At 71.8% G+C, this 20,483-nt stretch carries 16 protein-coding genes; 12 read left to right on the top strand and 4 right to left on the bottom strand.

All coding sequences use genetic code 11. From position 1 onward, the window contains the following. Window positions 1-90 precede the first annotated feature (90 nt). Both cutA and Pla133_RS18725 read left to right on the top strand, forming a co-directional pair. Window positions 91-450, top strand: a complete 360-nt coding sequence (cutA, locus tag Pla133_RS18730) for a divalent-cation tolerance protein CutA (protein ID WP_145068068.1) — start codon at window positions 91-93, stop codon at window positions 448-450. Beyond that, window positions 450-1,988, top strand: a complete 1,539-nt coding sequence (locus Pla133_RS18725) for an SLC13 family permease (protein ID WP_145068067.1) — start codon at window positions 450-452, stop codon at window positions 1,986-1,988. The genes cutA and Pla133_RS18725 overlap by 1 nt, the downstream gene beginning before the upstream one ends. A gap of 23 nt (window positions 1,989-2,011) precedes the next feature. Here Pla133_RS18725 and Pla133_RS18720 read toward each other — a convergent pair whose 3' ends face one another. Further along, the gene (locus Pla133_RS18720; RefSeq protein ID WP_419191721.1) at window positions 2,012-3,832 is read right to left on the bottom strand and encodes a glycosyltransferase family protein; all 1,821 of its coding nucleotides are present in this window, start codon (window positions 3,830-3,832) and stop codon (window positions 2,012-2,014) included. 58 nt (window positions 3,833-3,890) lie between these two features. On the opposite strand from Pla133_RS18720, the gene Pla133_RS18715 reads away from it, so the two are divergent. The 8 genes from Pla133_RS18715 to Pla133_RS18680 all read left to right on the top strand — a co-directional run bounded on the left by Pla133_RS18715 (window position 3,891) and on the right by Pla133_RS18680 (window position 15,945). Then, window positions 3,891-5,489 carry a sulfatase family protein gene (locus tag Pla133_RS18715; RefSeq protein WP_419191720.1) on the top strand — a complete coding sequence of 533 codons (1,599 nt, stop codon included), beginning with the start codon at window positions 3,891-3,893 and terminating at the stop codon, window positions 5,487-5,489. Continuing rightward, on the top strand, window positions 5,486-7,639 hold the full coding sequence (locus Pla133_RS18710) for a DUF2298 domain-containing protein (RefSeq protein ID WP_145068060.1): 2,154 nt from the start codon (window positions 5,486-5,488) through the stop codon (window positions 7,637-7,639). Before Pla133_RS18715 ends, Pla133_RS18710 begins: the two co-directional genes overlap by 4 nt. Next, window positions 7,636-9,339, top strand: a complete 1,704-nt coding sequence (locus Pla133_RS18705; protein ID WP_145068058.1) for a hypothetical protein — start codon at window positions 7,636-7,638, stop codon at window positions 9,337-9,339. The genes Pla133_RS18710 and Pla133_RS18705 overlap by 4 nt, the downstream gene beginning before the upstream one ends. Window positions 9,340-9,437: 98 nt before the next feature. Beyond that, on the top strand, window positions 9,438-10,256 hold the full coding sequence (locus Pla133_RS18700) for a hypothetical protein (protein WP_145068056.1): 819 nt from the start codon (window positions 9,438-9,440) through the stop codon (window positions 10,254-10,256). A gap of 248 nt (window positions 10,257-10,504) precedes the next feature. Beyond that, a complete protein-coding gene (locus Pla133_RS18695; protein ID WP_145068054.1) occupies window positions 10,505-12,163 on the top strand; it encodes a TolC family protein in 1,659 nt (552 codons plus the stop codon). Next, a complete protein-coding gene (locus tag Pla133_RS18690) occupies window positions 12,160-13,932 on the top strand; it encodes an efflux RND transporter periplasmic adaptor subunit (RefSeq protein WP_145068052.1) in 1,773 nt (590 codons plus the stop codon). Before Pla133_RS18695 ends, Pla133_RS18690 begins: the two co-directional genes overlap by 4 nt. Next, window positions 13,929-14,651, top strand: a complete 723-nt coding sequence (locus Pla133_RS18685) for an ABC transporter ATP-binding protein (RefSeq protein WP_419191719.1) — start codon at window positions 13,929-13,931, stop codon at window positions 14,649-14,651. The genes Pla133_RS18690 and Pla133_RS18685 overlap by 4 nt, the downstream gene beginning before the upstream one ends. Before the next feature lie 19 nt (window positions 14,652-14,670). Then, window positions 14,671-15,945 carry an ABC transporter permease gene (locus tag Pla133_RS18680; protein ID WP_145068047.1) on the top strand — a complete coding sequence of 425 codons (1,275 nt, stop codon included), beginning with the start codon at window positions 14,671-14,673 and terminating at the stop codon, window positions 15,943-15,945. Window positions 15,946-16,094: 149 nt separating this feature from the next. On the opposite strand, the gene Pla133_RS18675 is transcribed toward Pla133_RS18680, so the two are convergent. Beyond that, window positions 16,095-17,723, bottom strand: coding sequence for a YifB family Mg chelatase-like AAA ATPase (locus Pla133_RS18675; RefSeq protein WP_145068044.1), 1,629 nt, complete (start codon window positions 17,721-17,723; stop codon window positions 16,095-16,097). Between the two features lie 58 nt (window positions 17,724-17,781). Continuing rightward, window positions 17,782-17,937 (bottom strand): hypothetical protein, encoded by a 156-nt coding sequence (locus Pla133_RS26545; protein WP_419191718.1) that lies wholly within the window; start codon window positions 17,935-17,937, stop codon window positions 17,782-17,784. 173 nt (window positions 17,938-18,110) lie between these two features. Between Pla133_RS26545 and Pla133_RS18670 the strand changes: the two genes are divergently transcribed. Together Pla133_RS18670 and arsS are read left to right on the top strand one after the other, a co-directional pair. Further along, a complete protein-coding gene (locus tag Pla133_RS18670; protein ID WP_145068041.1) occupies window positions 18,111-18,443 on the top strand; it encodes an arsenosugar biosynthesis-associated peroxidase-like protein in 333 nt (110 codons plus the stop codon). A 9-nt stretch (window positions 18,444-18,452) separates the two neighbouring features. Continuing rightward, entirely contained in the window at window positions 18,453-19,532 is a 1,080-nt protein-coding gene (gene arsS / locus Pla133_RS18665) for an arsenosugar biosynthesis radical SAM (seleno)protein ArsS (RefSeq protein ID WP_419191717.1), read from the top strand. 36 nt (window positions 19,533-19,568) lie between these two features. Here the strand turns inward: arsS and Pla133_RS18660 are convergent, their stop codons facing one another. After that, complete coding sequence (locus Pla133_RS18660) at window positions 19,569-20,351, bottom strand: alpha/beta fold hydrolase (protein ID WP_145068039.1); 783 nt, start codon at window positions 20,349-20,351, stop codon at window positions 19,569-19,571. Window positions 20,352-20,483: the final 132 nt, after the last annotated feature.

The following is a 20,483-nucleotide window of genomic DNA, read 5'->3' as shown; positions in this document are numbered from 1 at the left end:
TCTGCCATCGGCGCCGGTGGGGAGTAGAGGGGCCAGGCGGGCTCGCAGTTCCGCGGGGGTCCGGCCCGCGGGCTCGGCTAAGCTCCTCCAATGGGTGTCGAACGATCCGACGCGGCGTCTGCTCCGGCGAGCGACGAGGCGCTCGTGGTGCTGGTCACCGCCCCCGATCTGGCCGTGGCCGATCGGCTGGCCGCCGACCTGGTGCAGCGCCGCATCGCGGCCTGCGTCAACCTCGTCGAGGGCGTGACCAGCGTCTACCGTTGGGAGGGCCAGGTGCAGCGCGCCGCCGAGGTCCTCATGGTGGTCAAGACCGTTCGCGCCCGGCTGCGGGAGCTCGAGGCCTTCTTGGGCGCCGAGCACCCCTACGAGGTTCCAGAGTGCGTGGCCCTGGCCCCGGCCCACGTGGCCGGGCCCTACCTCGGCTGGCTGCGGGACGCGACGAGGCCTTGATGGACGCGAACCTCGAGGCCCTGGGGAGTGGCTCTCCGGGACGCGCGGCGCGCGCCGGCCTGTGGGTCGGGCCCCTGCTCGCGGGCCTCTTGCTGTTCACCCCCGGGCTGCCCCTCGATCCGCTCCAGCGGCGCGCGGCAGCGGTGACCGCCCTGGTGGCGACCTGGTGGCTGACCGAGGCCCTGCCGATCGGGATCACCTCCCTGGTCCCGGCCGTGTTGTTGCCGCTGCTCGGCGTGCTCGACGGTCGATCCGCGGCCACGGCCTACATGAACGACCTGATCTTCCTCTTTCTGGGGGCCTTCATGCTGGCCCTGGGAGTGGAGCGATGGGGCGTCCATCGGCGCCTGGCCCTGGGCGTGGTGGGGGCGGTCGGCGCCCATCCGCGGCGCATCGTGCTGGGCTTCATGCTGGCTTCAGCCCTCTTGTCGATGTGGCTCAACAACACGGCCACGACGCTGATGATGCTGCCCATCGGCGTGGCAGTGATCGAAGCCGTGCGCGGCCGACGCGGGAGCTCGTCCGACGATCCCTTCGCCATGGCACTGCTCTTGGGGCTGGCCTACTCCGCCTCCGTCGGCGGCGTGGCCACGCCCGTGGGCACCGCGCCGAACCAGGTCTTCCTGGCCCGCTACGCTGCGGACTTCCCCGAGCTCCCGCCGATCACCTTCGCCCAGTGGATGTTGGCCTGGGTTCCGCTGGTGGTCCTGTTCGTACCGGTGGGCTGGCTGCTCTTGACGCGGGTGTTCTTGAAGGTCGAGGCCGAGGGCGAAGCCGGGGCCGACGTGATCGCCGCGGAACGACGCGCACTGGGCCGGATGCGGCCCGCCGAGCGGCGCATGGCGCTCGTGTTCGGGATCACCGCGCTCCTGTGGGTCACCCGCGCCGACCTGCCGATCGGATCGGTCACGATCCCCGGCTGGCACGACCTGCTCGGTGCCCTCGTCGCGCCGGGCGTGGACCTGGGCCCGAACATGGTCACCAACGCCACCGTGGCGATCGGCATGGCGGTGGTCTGCTTCCTCGTTCCGGCCGGCGACGGCAGCGGAGCGCGCCTGCTCGATTGGCCCTCGGTCATGGTCCTGCCCTGGGACGTGCTGCTCTTGCTGGGCGGCGGCTTCTGTATCGCCGACGGCTTCAAGGCCTCGGGCTTGGACGTGCTGATCGGGGAGTTGATCGGTCCGTCCTTCGGGGTCCTGGGTCCGACGCTGTTGGTCCTGTGCGTGGTCGCGGCCATGAGTTTCTTGACCGAGGTCACCTCGAACACGGCGACGACCCAGGTGCTCTTGCCCGTCTTGGCCAGCGCCGCGGTTCAGGCCGGCATCGATCCGCGCACCACGATGTTGCCCGCGACCATTGCCGCTTCTTGCGCCTTCATGTTGCCCGTGGCGACGCCGCCCAATGCCGTCGTCTTCTCCAGCGGCAGGGTGCCGATACACCGCATGGCGCGGGTCGGCTTCGGCGTCAACCTGACGCTGGTCGTGATGATCACGCTGATCTACCAGCTCTGGGTCCGGCGCATCCTGGGCATCGAGTAGGCCCCGTCAGTCGCCGGCCGCCGTCAGCGGCCGAGTTCGGCCAAGAGCCGCGCCGCGCCAGCGTGCTCCGGGTCGCGCTCGAGGACGGCCTGGGCCAAACCGCGCGCGCGGGCGCGGGCGCCGAAGTCGGCGGGCCGGGCCGTGACCAGGGCCGCACCCAGGAGGACCTCGAGTTCGTCGCGGAAGGGGTCGTTCTTCGCGGCCGCCGCCGTCCACTGCTCGAGCAGCTCCAAGGCCCGCGCCGGGTCCGCCGTGCGTCCGTCGTCCGCGCGCAGCAGCACCCCGGCCAACTCGTAGACCGCGTCCGCCCGCGCGGGCTCGATCGCCAGGGCCCGCTCGAAGCGTCCGCGGGCCACGCGCCAGGCGCCCTGTGCCGTGGACTCGCGGCCGAGCTGCACCCAACCGGTGGCGGCGTCGCCGCGGGCGTGGTCGAAGAGCTGCCGCGGGTAGTCGCCCTCGAAGGGCAGCCAACTCTGGGCGGCGAGCCCCAGTCCGATGACGAGGGCGACGAGGCCGCGCGCACCCGGGCGTTCGCGTCCCCGCATCCATTCGACCAGGCGCACGGCCCCGGCGGCCGAGAAGGGCAAGAGGGCCGGGATCCAGGGCAGTCTGAAACGCGAGTAGGTGAAGTACAGGAGCCCCGCCGCCAGGCCGGCGGCAATCCAACCGAGCAGGGCCCCCGCCTGGCGCACGCGACCCAGGCCCAGGGCGGCCAAGCCCAGGATCAACCCGAACGGCAGGGGCGCGAGCCACAGACCCGGCGCGTCGGCGCGGATCGACGCCGGCACGTACTGGATGCCGAACTCGGTGCTGGAGAGGTTGTCGGCCAGCTTGAGACCCCACAGGCCCAGGGCGTCCGCGGGATGCTCGGCGATCCACGCGCGGCCACGCGCGAACCACCAGGCCGAAGCCTCGCTCTCGTCGACCTCGTGACCCAGGTCCTGCGCGGCGATGGCGAGGGAGACGTCGCGCTGCTCGTCGATCGCGCCCCACTCGGGACCCGGCGCGTGGAAGGTGCCGTGGGCCTGGGCGTTGTTGCCGAACCAGAAGTTGACTCCGCCGTTGGCGCTGACGAGCACCGACTGGCCGCTGCGCGAGTGGTTGCTGATCCAGCCCGGGGCCAGGCCCACAGCCAGACCTGCGCCGGCCACGGCCGCGGTGCCGAGCAACACACGCGGCTTCGGCAACCGCCGCGCGAGGGCCAGGCTGATCAACGCGCCCAGGCCGGCCCCCGGCAGGGCCAGGAGCAGGTTCGGTCGCGCCAGGCAGGCGACGCCCGCGGCGAGCCCGGCCAGGGCGGCGGCGGCCGGCGCCGCGCGTCCGACTTCCAGGCTGCGGACGATCGCGAGCCCGGCCAACAGCACCACCACGCACAGGGGCAGCGCCGCGTTGACACCGAGCAAGCGCGTCTCGAACAGCACGACCGGCATGTAGAGCGTCCACATCCAGCCTGCGACCAGGCCCGTGCGCCGGTCGGTCACGCTCCAGGCCAGGCGCGCGACGAGCGCCGTGACGGCGACGCCCACGGCCAGTTGCGCGGCGATGGTCAGCGCCAGGGCTCCGCCGCTCGCGCGATAGAAGAGGCCCAAGATCCACGGATAGAGCGGCGGCAGCCAGTGGGGCCGTCCGGCCAGCCAGGTCTCGCCGGACACCTCGGTCCTGGCCCAGGCGTCGTAGAAGGCCGCGTCCGAGAGCAGCGCGCGGGTCAGCGGGTCGCTGATCCACAGGTGCAGCCCGAGCACCAGGCGCAGGGCCGCGGCTCCGGCCAGGAGCCAGAGCAGCCCGCGATCGCGCCACCAGGGCGCTCGCGGATCGTCGGCGGCGGCGTTCGGAGCGTCGTTCATCGCGTGCGGATCGACGGGCGTCTGCGGCGCGCCGTCCTGCGTCCGTAGAATGCCGCCCATGAGCTGCCGCCGCACGCACCGCCTTCCGGGCGTCGCCCACCCTCGCCGGAGGTCGCGGGCCCTGGCCCTGGTCGCGACGCTGGCCGCAGCCGGCGCCCTGGGCGCTTGTCGCGAAGCCAAGCGCCCCGGCGAGCCGCCGCGGGACGTGCTCCTGATCACCGTCGACACCCTGCGCGCCGACCACGTCACCTACTGGAACTACCCGCGGCCCACCACCAATCTGGGCTTCGGCGAGGCCGAGTGGATCAGCGGGCGCGCCCTGGCCATCGACGACCTGGCGGGTCAGGGCGTGGCCTTCGCCAACGCCTTCGCGCCCCGCGGCCAGACCTTCCCCTCGGTCGCGACGCTGATGACCGGCGCCACGCCCTTCGAGCACGGTTCGGTCGACAATCGCGACCGGCTGCGCGACGACGTGGTGACCCTGGCCGAGCGCCTGGGCGAGGCCGGCTTCGCCACCGGCGGCTTCACGGCCAATCGCCTGTTGGTGCCGGGCTCGGGGATCGAGCAGGGCTTCGACCGCTTCTTCCCGGCCGCCGAGCAGGTGCTGGCCTACTTCGGCGATCCGAACCGCGACCGCGATCGCGATGTGCTGGCGGCGGCCAGCGAGTGGGTCACAGCCCAGCGCGCCGCGGAGCCCGACCGCCCGACATTCACCTGGGTGCACCTGATGGGGCCGCACCTGCCCTACGACCCGGCGCCCCTGGGGGACACGGACTTCGCCGCGCAGTTCGTCGACCCCTACTACGAGGGCGAGGCGGACGGCAGCCGCGAGTTCCTCGACGCGGCCTACGCCGAGGATCGGCCCCTGTCGGGCTTGGACGTGCAGCAGGTCGTCTCCTACTACGACGCCGAGATCGCGCGGGTCAATCGGCTGCTGAACGGCTTCCTCTACGTCTACGGCCGCATCGACGAGCCCGATGGCGTGCGCCCCCTCGAGCGCACCCTGCTCGTCTTCGCGGCGGACCACGGTGAGGAGCTCTACCAGCGCAACCGCTACTGGGCCCACAGCAAGTCGGTCTACTCGTCGGTGCTGCACGTGCCGCTCTTCTTCCGGCACCCGAAGAGCCTGACCGGGCGACGCGTGATGGCAGAGCTGGTGACCCTGGCCGACGTGGCGCCGACGATCTGCGACTGGTTCGAGCTGGAGCCTCCCAACGACGCCAGCGGGCGCAGCCTGTTGCCGACGTTCTACGAGAACGACCCGCGCGAGTTCGCCCCGTCGCCGGCCTTCGGGCACTGGCGCGACTCGATCTTCACCGTGCGGACCGAGCACTGGCGCTTGGTCTGGAATCCCGACGGGGTGCAACCGGACGACCCGCCGGCGGGGCCGTACCACGTGCCGCCGCTCGCGCTGTACGACCTGGAGCGCGATCCGCTCGAGCTCGTGGACTGCGCCGCAGCCCACCCGAAGGTCGTCGCCAAGCTGCTCGATCAACTGCAACAGTGGATCGCCAGCCAGCCGGTCGATCGGGAGCGTCAGCGGGAGTTGGGCGCGGATCGGGCGGCAGCGCTCGAGGCGCTGGGTTACATCGACGGCGACGAGGCGCGGCGCGCCGGTGCCGAGACTCGGGCCGACCCGGAAGACGGCGCCGAGTGAGCGAGGCCAGGGACCAGGGGGCGAGCGTCGGGCTGTCGGTCCCGGCTCTGGTCGGATTGGCCCTCGGGATCGGCGCGGCCCTGTCGGCGCTGGGACTCGCGCCGAAGGCGCTGCTCGTGGTCGGTGGGGGCTGGCTGCTCTTGGCCGGCGCTTGGCCGCTCTTGGCCCGCGCCACGCCGGGACCGGCGTCGCCGCTCAAGTTGGTGCTGAACGCGGGGCTCCTGTCGCCGATCCTGGCCCTGGCCCTCGACGTGGCCGCGCGCACGACCCTGTTCGTGGGGGAGGCGGCGGCCGACCGAGCCCTGGCCCTGGTGCTCGTGATCTTGGCGCTGTCGCAACTCGTCGGTCGCGGCGCGCGCGTGCGGCGCGAGCGGCTCTCGTTCGGCGCCTGGGCCGCGATCGCCCTGGCCCTCGCCATCGGCGGATGGAGCGCATGGATGCTCTTGCGCGGCAACGCGACGCGGGTCAGCTACCACGGCCTCCTGCACTCGGGCCTGGCCCTGGCGACCGAGCGCGGACTGCCTCCGCACAACCCGTGGTTGGCGGGCGAGGGCCTGGGCTACTACTGGGCTTGGCACGCCCTCGGCGGCCTCGTCATGCGGACTGCGAGGATCGCTCCGACCGAGGCCTTCGCCGTCATCGGTGTCTGGGCGGCGGTCTTGCATGTGCTGGCGCTGCAGCAGCTCGCGGCCGTGCTGCTCCGCGACGGGCGGCGCGAGCTCGCGGCCATCGCTGCCGGGCTCTTCGGCCTGAACGCCATCGGCGGCCTCGCCGTCCTGGCGCGCGGCACCTTCACCGCGACGCCGGAGTCGAACGGCGCCCTGCTGGCCGCCCTGCGCGAGCAACTGGTGCCCTCGGCCGCCAGTGGACTCTTGTGGGATCCGCGTGTGGCCTTCGGCCTCTCGAAGCTCGGCAACCTGTCGTCCTACCCGGCATCCCTGGCCCTGTTGCTCGGCGGCTTCGCGGCCGCGGGGCACGCCCTGCGCCACGGCCGCCGGCCCTGGATCGGTCTGACCGCGCTGCACTTGGGCGCGAGCTTCGCGATCAATCCGTTGGTCGGCGCCGCCGGCATCGGCATCGTCGGCCTGGCGGCCCTGGTCCACGGGCGCGGCGCGCGGGCACGCTTCGGCCTCGCGGCGGCGCTCGTCCTGTGTGCCCTGCCCGGAGTGGTGTTGGTGCAAGCGGCGCGCGCGGCCTACAGCGGCGCGGCCCTCGGCTTCGTCTTCGATCCGACGCGCTTGGTCTGGGTCGGAGGGCCCCTGGCGCTGCTCCTGCCGCCGGCGTTGATCGGCTACCGCAGCCTGCGGCGCGAGATCGAGCCGATGGACGCCCGGCGCGCGAGCCTCGGGTTGGTGGCCCTGGCCTGCGTGGCCTTCGTGGCCGCCGCGCTCTTCGTCGAGCTGCCCTATGCCAACGAGTACAAGTTCGTGCGCTTGGCCGCCTTCCCGACGGGGATCCTGGCCGCGGCAGGGCTCGCCCACGGCTGGCGCAGGGGCGGCGCGGCGCGGGTCGTGGCGGGCGCATGGATCCTGCTCGGACTGGCTGGCGCCATCCCCAACCTGATCCTGGGCACCAGTGCCTACGCGCACCTGGCCGGCCAGGACCTGCCCTTGATCGAGGCTGATCGACGGTTGTCGCCGGCGGGTGGCGGTGCGCCTGGTGCCGACGACGTCGTCGCCGCCTACGACTTCCTGGCCACGGACCCGGGCTTGCGGGCCCTCGCACCCGCGCTGATCGCCGACGTGGCGCGCGAGCGCGGCGAGGCCTTCGGCGCACAGGCCCACGCCTTCACCCGCGCCGACAACCTGCAGGCCCACGAGGCCGCGGCCTTCGCCGCCGTCGATCTGTGGGTCGATCGGCCCTCGCAGGTGCTCGACGCCGGCGACCCCACGGCGGCCCGGCGGATGCAGGCCGTGTCCCAGCTCTACCGCGCTGCGGCTCCCTGGGACGAGGCCACTCGCAAGCTGGTCTTCGAGAGTGGGCGCCCGCTCGTCATGCTGGTGGGCGAGGCCGAGCGCCGCGCGCGCCCGGCGATCGACGCCGACCTCGAGCGCTCGGGCTTTCGCCTCGTGTTCGAGTCCGGCAGTGCCCGGCTCTACTTGTCACCCGGGCACGAGCTCCCGCGCTCCGAAGCGGACCTCCCACGATGAGCCTCTCCTCGCGCCCGACCGTGATCCAACAGGCCGACCGCCTGTGTGCCCTGGGGGTGTTCCTGGTGGTGCTCGCGGTGTACACGGCGACCTTCATCGGGCTGCCGGGCAACCCCGACGCGGAGGTGGAGTTCCAAACCACGCGCAGCCTCGCCCTGGGCGAGGGCTTCGCCATTTCGAGCGAGACGCCCGAGGGCACGGGCGTGATCGCCCTGCGCTACGACGTGCGCGAGGGCACCGGCGGCCGCTTCTACTCGTGGTTCGGGATCGGGCAGGCCCTGGCCGGGGTGCCGTTCTTCTGGGCCGGGCGCGGCATCTCCGCGATCTTCCCGCAGTTCGAAGCGCGGCACATGGAGACCCAGGCCTACGGCCTCTCGCGCTCGGAGTACTTCGAACACCTGCTCGTCGGCTGGCGCACGCCCCTGTGCGGTGCGCTGACCTGCCTGCTGCTGTTCCTGATCGCGCGTCGCATCAGCGTGACCCGGCGCATGGCGGTCCTGGCCGCCCTCGGATACGGCCTGTGCACCTTCGCCTGGCCCCAGGCGCGCGACAACCTCTCGGACGTCCAGGCCACTTTCCTGTTGGCCGTGTGCGTGCACCTGCACCTGCGCGTGCGTGAGTCCTTCTGGCAGTTCGAGCGTCCCGCCCGTTGGGTGCTGGCTTCGCTGGGATTCGCGGCGGGCGCGATGGTGTTGACGCGCGTGCTCACGGCGCCCGTGGCCCTGGTGTTGGCCCTGGCGCTGGCCTGGATCGTGATCGCCGGTCGCAAGCGCATGTGGAGCAACCCGCTGCTCGGCGGGCAGGCCGGTGGCAAGCGCGCCGCGATGGACATGGTTTGGTTCGCGGTGCCGGCGGCGCTCGCGGCGGCGGTGCTCCTGTGGGCCAACCTGGCGCGCTTCGGCAATCCGCTCGAGTCCGGCTACGGCGCCGCGGTCGGCTCGGGCACGTTCTTCAGCTACCCGCCGCTGCTCGGGCTCGCGGGCGTCACGATCGCCCCGGGCAAGGGGGCGCTGTGGATGGCGCCGGCCCTGCTGCTGGCTCCCATTGGTCTGTGGCGCCTGCGCGACGACCGCGTCGTCGTCGCGTTGATCCTCGCGGTCGCGCTCGTCGTCAGCCTGCCGGTGATCCACACCCAGACCTTCCACGGCGCGTGGACCTACGGACCGCGCTACTTGCTGCCGGCGGTCTTCATCCTGTGGCTCGCCGTGGCGGCGGGCTTCGACCAACTGCGGGCCCAGAGCGTCCACTGGGTCGCACCGGTGCTGCTGATGTTCGGCGTCGTCACCAGCCTGCCGGGCGTGCTGGTCGACCAGGCGACGCACCACGACCTGGCCCTGCAAGCGGCCCGCGAGGTTTGGCCGGCGGTGCCGGGCGACACCGAGCGCGAGCGCGACGAACACCGCTTCATCGCCCTGCAGTGGGATTGGCGCTTCGCGGCCCCCTGGGCCCACTGGCGGATCTTCCGCCACCGCGCAGCGGGTCTGCCCGAAGAGTTCGACGCCGGCCAGATCTACTTCGTCGCGCCCGGCACGCTGCTGCGTCCGCAGCACGACCGCTCCCGGGGCTTCCGGCACCTGGCCTGGGTCGACCTCGAGGAGCGGCTCGACGGCAGGGTCTGGCCGGCGGTGCTGATCGTGCTGTTGATGCTGGGGGTGGGCAGCGTCCAACTGGTGCGCGGGCTGGATCCGACCCGCCCCTGAGTCGCCGGATTTGTCCCGCGGGCACCGATTCGGGCCGCAGCCGCGGCACAGGGCGCCGAAGGCTCAAGGGCGGCTCGACTCGGCCCGATCAGGTTCCCATGGGGACCCTCCGCCTTGCGACCGCCGCGGGCCTGATCGCCGCTTGCCTGCCGACCTCCTGGGGTGGGGGGGACGAGGACCAGCGGCCCTTGATCGGGCCCGTCCCGGCCCTCCCGGCGCCGTTGGTGGCGCCCGAGGAGCCCGGCGAGGACCTGCCCCCGGCCGAGGTGGAGACCTTCGGCTTGTGGGCGACCGGGGCCGGGCCCACGGATCGGCCCCTGGGGGTCATGCGGCACGTGCGGCTCCAGCGCCCCAGCGGGACCTGGCAGGCGGAGCAGGAGCTGATCCTGTTCGAGCCCGACATGCGGGTGCACCAGGTGGAGCGGCACGGGGTCTCCCTGTGCCAGCTCATCTACCGCGAGATCGCCCATGGGGCCGGTCGGACCGTGCGCGCGCGCTGGCCCCAGCCCGACGCGCGTCCGCCCCTCGGGCGCGCCGAGCGCCTGCGCGAGTGGGAGCCGCAGGTGGTCCAGTGGGCCGCCGACGAGCGCCGGGTCGACGACTTCCCGGGCGCGCGCGGCTGGTCGGGCGCCCTGAGTCTGATCGAGCGCCAGCGTTGGGGCCTGTTGGGCACGGGGGAGGTGGTGCGCTTCGAACCCCTCTCCGGTCGCCCCGAGCCCCTGCACGTCACCCAAGTGAGTCCGGGCGGGACGCTCGCCGGTTGGCGCTGGTACGCCTGGACGGGCCCCGAGGGGGAGGCTCGTGGGTGGATGCTCTACTGGAAACGGGAACTCGTCTCCCTCGCATGGCAAGGGGGCGGATTCGTCGCGCGGCGCATCCGACCCGAGGTCCACGCCGAACTCCAGCGCGACGCCTGATCGGACCTGCCCCGAAATCGGACGGGCGGGCTCGGATAGGAACCTGGTAGTTCCACGAAGAGCTGCATTTAGCGACCCTAGCGGGCTCGCGAACCCCCCTCTGAGTTCTCGGGTCCCCCCCCCAGGTTGCCCCGAGCGATCGGATCTTCGCTCGACCCGTCCCGCGGGCGTCCCTGGTGACGTACGCGGATCGAGACCGTCCCCCCGCCGGCCTGCCTCGAGGCGCCGGCCAGTCCCCCGCCCCCAACGTGATTCCCGAGCCGCCTTCCGCCCGCCGCCCCCTGCCGGCGGCGCTTCTGACGTTCGTGGCCCTGGCCGCGGGCGGCTGCCTGAGCGCCGACGAGTACCGCGTCCAGGCCGATGACGAGGTCTACGCGATCATCGCCGAGCGTCGCGCCGAGTTTGTGGCCGACCCGGAGGCCTTCACCATCGACCCCGATGGCGAGAGCCTGGCCTGGCGCTACATGTCCGGCGAGATCCCCCTCTCCGAGCCCCTGGGCCCGATCGGGTTGGTCGAGTGCATCCGGCTCTCCGCCGCCACGGACACCGAGGTCCAGTCGCGCAAGGAGTCCCTGTACCTGACCGCGCTCGACCTGACCTTCGCCCGCTACCTGTTCGGGGTCCAGCCGAATGCCGGCGCCTCCGCGACGCTCACCGGCCAGAACGAGGGCCTCGAGGCGACCTCGGCCGCCGCCAGCGTCAGTGCGGGCTTCAGTCGGGTGCTCGGCAGTGGGGCGCAGATCGTCGGGAACGTCGGCCTGTCGATCTTCCGCGGGCTGCTCTCCAGCGAGGACTGGGACCCGGCCTCTTCGATCGGGTTCTCGATCACCCAGCCCCTGCTCTCGGGCTTCGGCAGCGCGATCACCCTCGAGCCCCTGACCCAGGCCGAACGCAACGTCGTCTACGAGGTGCGCTCCTTCGAGCGCTTCCGTCGGACCTTCGCCTTCTCGATCGCCTCGGACTACTTCCGGGTGCTGCAGGCCTACGACACCCTGGAGAACGCCGAGGCCAACCTGGCGAGCCTGGTGCTGCTGTCGGAGCGCAACGTCGCCCTGGCCGAGTCGGGCCGCCTCTCCGACACCCAGGTGGACCAGGCCAGGCAGGACCGCCTGCGCGCCGAGACCAGCGTGATCGACTCGCGCCAGACCCTCGAGGGGCTGCTCGACAACTTCAAGGACCGCCTCGGGCTGCCGCTCGAGGTCGAGTTGTCCCTGGACCGCACGGAGCTGGAACGTGTGGTCGAGAGCGGCATCGAAGACCTGGGCCACACGGCCGACGAGGTGATCGAGTTGGCCCTCACGCGGCGCTTCGACTACCGCAACGCCGTCGATCGGATCCAAGATTCCGAGCGCGACGTGATGATCGCCGCCGACGACCTGCGCGGCAGCCTCGGTCTGGACATCGACGTCAACGCCACCAGCCAGCCGGGCCAGCCCCTGGCCTACGACAAGCAGGGCTTCTTCTGGTCCGTCGGCCTCGACCTCGACCTGCCCATCGACCGCCTCAGCGAGCGCAACTCCTACCGCGGGGCCCTGGTCTCGCTGCAGGCCGCCGAGCGATCGGCCGCGGACCTGGCGATCTCGATCGAACTCTCCCTGCGGGCGAGTTTGCGGGAGTTGGTCAGCCGCAAGCAGGCCTATGAGATCCAGAAGAACTCGGTCGCCCTGGCCGAGCGCCGGGTCGACAGCACCACGCTCAACTTCGAGGCCGGGCGCGTGGAGACGCGCGACTTGCTCGAGGCCCGCGACGACCTGGTCGTCGCCCGCGACGCCCTGACCAGAGCCCTGGTCGACTACCACCTGGCCACCCTGGCCCTGTACCGCGACATCGAGGCACTCGTCGTCGACGAGGACTCCCTGCGGCCCGACGACGAAGCGCTCGAAGCGCTGACGGAGAACGACGAATGAGCAAGACGCCGATTGTCCTGATCGTTCTGCTGGCCGCCCTCGCGGGCGGCGGCTACATGGCCAACGAGGCCGGGCTGTTCGATGGTGAAGACGGGTTGGGCGTCGACGGGGTCGCGGTGCGCCGCGGGACCCTGGTCGTCGACGTGGTCGAGAAGGGCAACCTCAAGGCCGCCCGCTCGGAGGATCTGGCCAGCGAGCTGGAGGGCTCCAGCACGATCCTCTTCCTGATCGATGAGGGCGTGCGCGTCGAGCCCGGCGACCTCCTTGTCGAGCTGGATGCGACCGACCTGATCGAGCGCAAGATCTCCCAGGAGATCTCGGTGCAGAACGCCGAGGGCGCTTCGATCAAGTCGCAGCAGCAGCTCGCGATCCAGGAGAGCCAGAACCTCAGCGACCTGGCGGCCGCCCGGCGAAAGCTGGACTTCGCCAAGGAGGATCTGAAGAAGTACGTCGAGGGCGATTGGCCCCAGGAGCGTCGCGCCGCGGAGGACGCGATCCTGCTGTCGGAGGAAGAACTCAAGCGCGCCAAGGACAAGCTCGAATGGTCCCGCCGGCTCGACGAGCAGGGCTTCATCACCCGCACCGAGCTCGAGGCCGACCAGCTCGCGACCACCCGGGCCGAGATCCAGCTCGAGGAGCGCAAGCGCACCCTCGAGCTGCTCGCGGAGTACGACAACCCGCGCCAGATCCGCTCTCTGGAGGCTGACGTCGAGGAGAGCGAGCGCGAGCTCGAGCGCGTGGGCCTGCAGGCCGACGCCCGCCTCGTCGACTACAAGGCCGACATGCGGACCAACGAGGCCAAGCTCCAGATCGAGCGCGACAAGCTCGCCAAGTACGAGGCCCAGATCGGCAAGTCGAGCATCTACGCCCCCGTCGGCGGCCTCGTGGTGTACGCGACCGACGGCGGTGGACGCATGGGCGGGCGCGACGATCCGATCGCCGAGGGCACGAGCGTTCGCGAACGCCAGAAGATCATCTCGATCCCGTCGTCCGACCAGATGACGATCGAGGCCTCGCTGCACGAGTCGGTGATCGAGCTGGTCGAGGTCGGACAGCAGGTCGTCGTGCGTATCGACGCCCTGCCCGGCCGACAGTTCGAGGGCCGCGTGCGCTTCAAGGCGATCCTGCCCGACAGCAACAGCTGGTGGGCCAACCCGAACCTGCGCGTCTACCGCTGCGAGATCGACGTGGTCAAGCCGGACCCGGCCATGCGTCCCGGCATGTCCTGCTCGGTGGAGATCAAGGTCGACGAGATCCCCGACGCTCTGATGGTGCCGGTCCAGGCCGTGGTGCCTTCCGGTGGCAAGCAAGTGGTCTTCGTCGCCGCCGGCGGCGACGTCGAAGAGCGCGAGGTCACCATCGGCGCCCAGAGCACCGCTTGGGTTCAGATCATCGAGGGCGTGGCCGAGGGCGAGGTGGTCATGCTGAGCCCGCCCGAGGGCTACGAGCTCGAGCCGGAGCCCGAGGAGGAGTTCCCGGCCGATGGCGGCTCGATGGGCATGGGCATGGGCATGGGCATGGGCATGGGCATGGGCATGGGCATGGGCGCGCCGTCGTCGATGCCCTCAGGCGGCATGCCCTCGCGCGAATCCGGTGGCGGTCGAGCGGCGAGCGGCGGCGAGGGCGGCGGAAGACGGCCCGGCGGCCCGACCGGCGAGAACTCCAGCAGCGGCAAGCCGCCCGGTGGCGACTGGTCCAAGGGCTCGACCGGAGCCGGATCCGGCGGCGGCGGAGCGCCTGCGACCACCGAGCGAGGCAACTCCGAGTGAGTACCGTCGCATCACAGGTGCCGGCCGCTGCGGGCTTGGCCGACTCGGTTGCTTCGCTCCAGAACGTCAGCCGTGTCTACAACCCCGGCCCGAACGAAGTGCGCGCCCTGGACGGCTTCTCGTTCGACTTCCGGGCGGGGGAGTACTGGGCGATCATGGGCAGCTCCGGCAGTGGTAAGTCGACCCTGCTGAACATCCTGGGCTGCCTCGATCGGCCCACGTCGGGCGACTACCTGGTGCGCGGCACGCGCATCTCGGAACTCGACGACGACGAGCTCTCCGAGCTGCGCAGCAAGGAGCTGGGTTTCGTCTTCCAGAGCTACAACCTGATCGCGCAGCTCGACGTGCTCGAGAACATCATGGTCCCGCTGCTGTACCAGGACCGGCCGCCGGCGGACGGCGAGGAGCGCGCGCGCATGTTGGCCGAGCGGGTCGGGCTGGGCTCGCGGCTGACCCACCGGCCCAAGGAGCTCTCGGGCGGCCAGCAGCAGCGCGTCGCCATCGCCCGGGCCCTGATCAACAACCCCGCTCTGATTCTGGCCGACGAGGCCACCGGTAACCTGGACAGCCAGACCGCGGACGAGATTCTCGAACTGTTCGACGAACTGCACGCCGAGGGCAAGACGATCCTGCTCGTGACCCACGAGCCCGATGTCGGTGGCCGCGCTCAGCACCTGCTGAAGCTCAAGGACGGCTACATCGAGGAAGAGATCCGCTAGCCGCGGGCCAGGCATCGCCATGGGAAGAAGCACGCTCTATCGCGCCGTGGTCTTGGGCGTTCGCAGCCTCATGCTGCACCGCCTGCGCTCGATGCTGACCACACTCGGGGTGCTCTTCGGCACCAGCTCGGTGATCGCCATGCTGGCCATCGGCGAGGGCGCCAGCGCCGAGGCCCAGGACCAGATCCGGGCCCTGGGCAGCCAGAACGTCATCCTGCGCAGCGTCAAGCCGCGCGAGGACCCGAACCAGGGCAGCCAGCGCGTGCGCGTCGCGAGCTACGGCCTGACCTTCGAGGACCTGCATCGGATCGAGGACGCCTACCCGGGCATCGAGACGATCGTGCCCCTGCGCGAGCTCTCCCAGGAGGTGCGTCACCTCGCGCGCGTGGCCGACCCGCGCGTGCTGGCTACCAAGCCCAACTACCTCGAGGTCACCGGTCGCCTGCTGGTCTCGGGCCGCTGGCTCTCGGAGCTGGACGAGCGCATGGCCGCCAACGTCTGCGTCGTGGGCTCGGAGGTGGCGCGCAAGCTGTTCCCGATGGAGTCGCCGCTGGGTCAGCAGATCAAGATCGGCGGCGAGTACTTCACCGTGGTCGGGATCCTCGCGCCCCGGGTGCGCCTCGCCGATGACGCGGCCAAGGCCGGCGAGGAGATCACCGACGAGCTCTACCTGCCGCTCAGCACGGGCGTGCAGCGCTTCGGCGACATGCAGGTGCGGATGCGCGCCGGCAGCATGGATCGCGAGCAGGTCGACTTGCACGAGATCGTCGTGGCCGTCGACGTGCCCGAGAACGTGCGCGTCGTCGCCGACGCCGCCCGCGCCATGCTCGAGCGCTACCACAAGCAGGGCGACTTCGAGGTTGTCGTGCCCCTCGAGCTCCTGGCCCGTGCCGAGGAGACCAAGCGCATCTTCAACATCGTGTTGGGGTCGATCGCCGGCATCAGTCTGCTGGTGGGTGGCATTGGCATCATGAACGTGATGTTGGCCACGGTCACCGAGCGCACCCGCGAGATCGGCATCCGCAGAGCCCTGGGCGCCAAGCGGCACCACATCGTGACCCAGTTCCTGGTCGAGACCGTCGTGCTCTCGGTGGGCGGCGGCGCGGCGGGAGTCGTGGTGGGCCTGGCGATCCCTGTCGCCGTCGAGCACTTCGCGCGCATGCACACGGTGATCACGCCCGCGGCACCGACCCTGGCCTTCTCCATCTCGGCCCTGATCGGCGTGGTCTTCGGGCTCTACCCGGCCTGGCGCGCAGCGCGCATGGACCCGGTCGACGCCCTGCGACACGAGTAGGTCGGCCGAGCGGGTCGAGACCGGGCACCGTCGCTTCGCCAAGGCCGGGTTCCTCGCGGCGCGGCTCCAGCGTCGACCCTGCACGTGCGCGGTCCGTTCATCAACGAGTCGGCATCCCCGAGAAGCCAGCAATTCCGGGACCCGCGGCCTCAGAAGATCGGCGCGCGCAGGGCCATGGCTTCAGCGAGGTGGCGGGCGCCGACGGGCGTCTCGTCCCGGGACTGCTGGACCGACTCGAGATCGGCGATGGTCCGCGCCACCCGCCGGAGCCCCTGCACGGCGCGGGCGGACAGGCCACGCGATCGAGCTGCGCTCTCCAGCAGAGCGCGGCTCTCGGCGTCGAGTTCGGCCACCCGATCGAGGTCATCCGCCTGGAGCGCGCTGTTGATGCGCCCACCCTGGCGCGCGATCGCAACGACCCGGGCTCGTTCCACCGCTCGCGCGAGGGATGCGCCGGAGCTCGGGTCTTCGGTCAGGTCCGTGCCGGTCGCCTCCGCCACGGCCTGGACCCCACCGCGGGCCCCCGCGCCAGCAGGGTGATTCCGCGCGCCGCCCGTCGGCGCAGCGGTGGCCATCGGCGCGAGGGTCTCCAGGTCGGGGCTCTCCAACTCGACGCGCAGCTCGATCCGATCCAGCAGCGGACCCGACAGCCGCTCGCGATAGCGCCGCACCGAGTTCGGCGTGTCGCGGCAGGACACGGTCGGGTGACCCAGGTAGCCGCAGGGGCAGGGGTTCATGGCCGCCACCAGCTGGAAACGCGCCGGCAGGTCCACCCGCTCGCTCGCGCGGCTGACTCGCACGCGGCCCTCCTCGAGGGGCTGGCGCAGGGCCTCGAGGCTCTCGCGCTTGAACTCGCCCAACTCGTCCAGGAACAGCAGACCCCCGTGGGCCATGGTGATCTCGCCGGCGCGCGGCGGCGACCCGCCGCCTACCAGCCCCGCGTAGCTGACGGTGTGGTGGGGCGCGCGAAAGGGGCGGCTGCGGGCCAGTCCACCGGGCCACAGGCCAGCGGCCGACTGCACTCGCGTGATCTCGATGCGCTCTTCGAGGGTCGGTGGTGGCAACAGCTCGAGCGCCGCCCGCGACAGCAGGCTCTTGCCCGTCCCGGGCGGACCGATCAAGAGCAGCCCATGCCCGCCCGCCGCGGCCACCGTCGCCGCCCGTTTGGCCACTGGCTGGCCCCGAACCTGGTCCAGGCGCTCCGGTCGCGTCGGTGGGAGGGTCGCCTCCGTCGACGCCAGGGCGAGGTCCGGCCCGGCCCACAGGGCACTCACCGCCTCGCTGAGGTCCCGTGCGGCGAACACGGTCAGGTCGGGCAGGTGCGCCGCCTCGGCCGCGCTGCGCGGGGGCGCGATCACACGCCGCACCCCGGCACGCCGTGCCGCCTCCGCTGCCGCCAGCGCCCCTGGCACGTCATGCAGGCGCCCGTCGATACCGAGCTCGCCCAGGAGCAGCACTCCCTTCAAGCGGTCCGCCTCCAGGTGCCCGGCCGCCGCTGCCGCTGCCAGGGCCAGGGGCAGGTCCAGGAGGTCACCCGGCTTGCGCTGCCCGGCGGGGACCAGGTTCAGGTAGAGGTGCCCGGGCCCCGGGTGCAGACCCGCGTCGCCGAGCGCGCACAGCAACCGCCCGCGCCCGTCGCGTACGACGGCGTCCGGCAGGCCGCTCACGCGCACGTCTGTGCGCCCCAACTCGTAGTCGGCGTCGAAGCGGGCTTCGATCGTGACCAACTCGGCATCCGCGCCGCGCAGGCACGCTCCAACGACTCGGGCAGTTTCCACACCCGAAGGACGGTCGGGCCAGGGCGGGGTTACACCCTGTCCCGCAAAACCTCGTCCCTCAGTCCGCGTCCGGCGCTGCCACGACCACCCAGCCCGTCAGCGGGCCGTCGAGGGTCATCGGCGGCCCCACGCAGACGTCCTCCTCGGCGAAACCACCGGGGGCGGCACAGCTCGCCAGGGCGGCGGCGACGAGGATCAGGGCAAGGCGACGCATCGGCTCCCTTCTCGGCCCGCAGCCGACCCGGACTTGAGCCCGCGGACACGATTCTTGGGACCGAATCCGCTCCGCAGCGGGCAGCCTGTGGGGCCCGCCCGAGCCCCTCGTGTCGCCCCTCGCGACCGTCACGGGCCATCCCAGGCCCCGTAGCCCCCTGCGTGCCCGAACCCATGAGCCACTACGAAGCCGGCGACCTCGCACGCTTCCCGTCCATCGCCGACGACGCGCCGGAGCTCGGCAAGCGCTTCTTCGACTGGTACGGGGCCGTCTTCGAGGACGGCGCCCTGACCGCCCGCGAGAAGTCCCTGATCGCCCTGGCCGTGGCCCACGCGGTGCAGTGCCCCTACTGCATCGAGGCCTATGCCAAGGACACCCTCGAGAAGGGCTGCGACGCCGAGCAGCAGATGGAGGCGGTCCACGTGGCGGCGGCCATCAAGGGCGGCGCGGCGCTGGTGCACGGCGTGCAGATGAAGAAGTTCGCGGACAAGCTGGGGATGGGCTGAGCCCACGCCGTGGCTTCGCTCGAGCTGAAACCGACCCTCTTGCGTCAGGCCTCGCCCCTGGCCGACCCCGCCGTGCAGCGCGCGCGGTTGGAGGCGGTGGAGCTGACGGACGAGCTGGACGGCGACTTCGACCGCCACACCGCGCGCGCGGGCTTGCATCCGCTCACTGCCACCGGCGTCGAGGTCTTGCAGGTCAACGTGGGCAAGGTCTGCAACCAGACCTGCGCCCACTGCCACGTGGACGCGGGCCCCGAGCGGCGCGAGTCCATGACCGCGGCGACGGCGCAGCGCTGCCTCGACCTCTTGGCCGTGACGGACATCCCGACCCTCGACATCACCGGCGGCGCGCCAGAGTTGAACCCCAGCTTCCGGCGCCTGGTGAGCGGCGCGCGCGAGCTCGGTCGCCACGTGATCGATCGCTGCAACCTGACGATCCTCGACACAGGGCCCGGCGCGGACCTGCCGCGGTTCCTGGCGGACAATCGGGTCGAGGTGGTCTGCTCCCTGCCGCACTACCGCCGGGTCTCCACCGATCGCCAACGCGGCAAGGGCGTCTTCGAGGCGTCCATCGACGGCCTGCGCAAGCTCAACGCCGTCGGCTACGGCCGCGAACCCGACCTGCGCCTCGTGCTCGTCACCAACCCCGTCGGCGCCTTCCTGCCCGCCGGCCAGGGCTCCCTCGAAGCCGAGTGGAAGCGCGAGCTCAAGCGCCTCCACGACGTCGACTTCGACGCCCTGTTCACGATCACCAACATGCCGATCTCGCGCTACCTGCAGTGGCTCGAGCGCAGCGGCAACCTCGAGGCGTACCTGCAGCGCCTCGTCGACGCCTTCAACCCCACCGCCGTCGCCGGCGTCATGTGCCGCACGACCCTCTCGGTCGGCTGGGACGGCCGCCTGTTCGACTGCGACTTCAACCAGATGCTCGAGCTGACGGTGGCCCACGGCACGCCGCAGCACATCGATGACCTGGACCCGGCCGGGGACTCCCTCGTCCGGCTCCGCGAACGCCGCATCGTCACCGGCCGCCACTGCTTCGGCTGCACGGCGGGGGCGGGCAGCTCGTGCGGTGGGGCGCTGGAGGGCTAGCGCCCTTCGAGCGGGAGCGCGCAGGTCCGTGGCCCCTCAGTCGGTCCCGAGGAAGCGCTCGACGACCTGGGGCAGCAGCGGGTCGAGGGCGAGGGAGTAGTGGGTCGCGCCCGGGACGATCGCGAGCTGGCTCGCGGGTCGCAGCGAGCCATCGAGCCCGGCATCGCGTTGGCCGCCTCCGAGGGCCTTCCAGAACTCGACCATGTGCTCGGGCCGCATGCAGTCGGCGTCGGCGAAGACCAGCAAGGTGGCGGCCTGAAGCTTGGCGACGTCGGCGGTCCAATCGAAGGGGCGCTTGGTCATCTCCCCGAGCTTCTTGAAGAGGCCCTCCCAGTCGACCTCGGGATAGGCCTGCCCCAGGGGCGAGGCCGCCACGCCGCCGCCGTACACCTGCGCGTTGCCCTCGAGCTGGTCGAAGGCAGCCAAGACCTCCGGGAAGGCCCCGTCGTGCCTCATCCGCGCCGCGACGAGCACGAGCCGGTCGACCACCTCCGGATGACGTATGGCGGTCTGCAACGCGACGCTGGCGCCCAGCGAGTAGCCCATGACGTCGGCCCGGCCGAGGCCCAGGTGCTCGATCAGCGCCGCGACGTCGTCGCCCATCGCATCGGTGCGCAGCGGTCGGTCGCCGTCCGGAGTGTGCCCGTGCCCCCGGAGATGGACCGCGACCACCCGCCGACTCTTGGCCAACTCCGCCAGGTTGCCCCCGAAGCTGTCGGGGTTGATGCCGCCGTGCAACAGAACGAGTGACTTCCCATCGCCATGCACGCTGTAGGCGATGCGCTGGCCGTTGACGTCGGCGAGGTTCACGGTCGACATGGAGATGTCCTCGTTCTGGCGGTGTCGTTGGCAGAATGCCGCGCGGACGGCGCAATCGCCGCCGGGGAGGCGGGAGCATACGGTCGTCGATGGACGTTGTCGCCGGGCTCGCTCGAGCGGTCAACCTGAGGC

The organism is Engelhardtia mirabilis (genome assembly GCF_007748095.1).
GTDB lineage: Bacteria > Planctomycetota > UBA1135 > UBA1135.
This window is presented reverse-complemented; position numbering and strand designations above follow the sequence as displayed.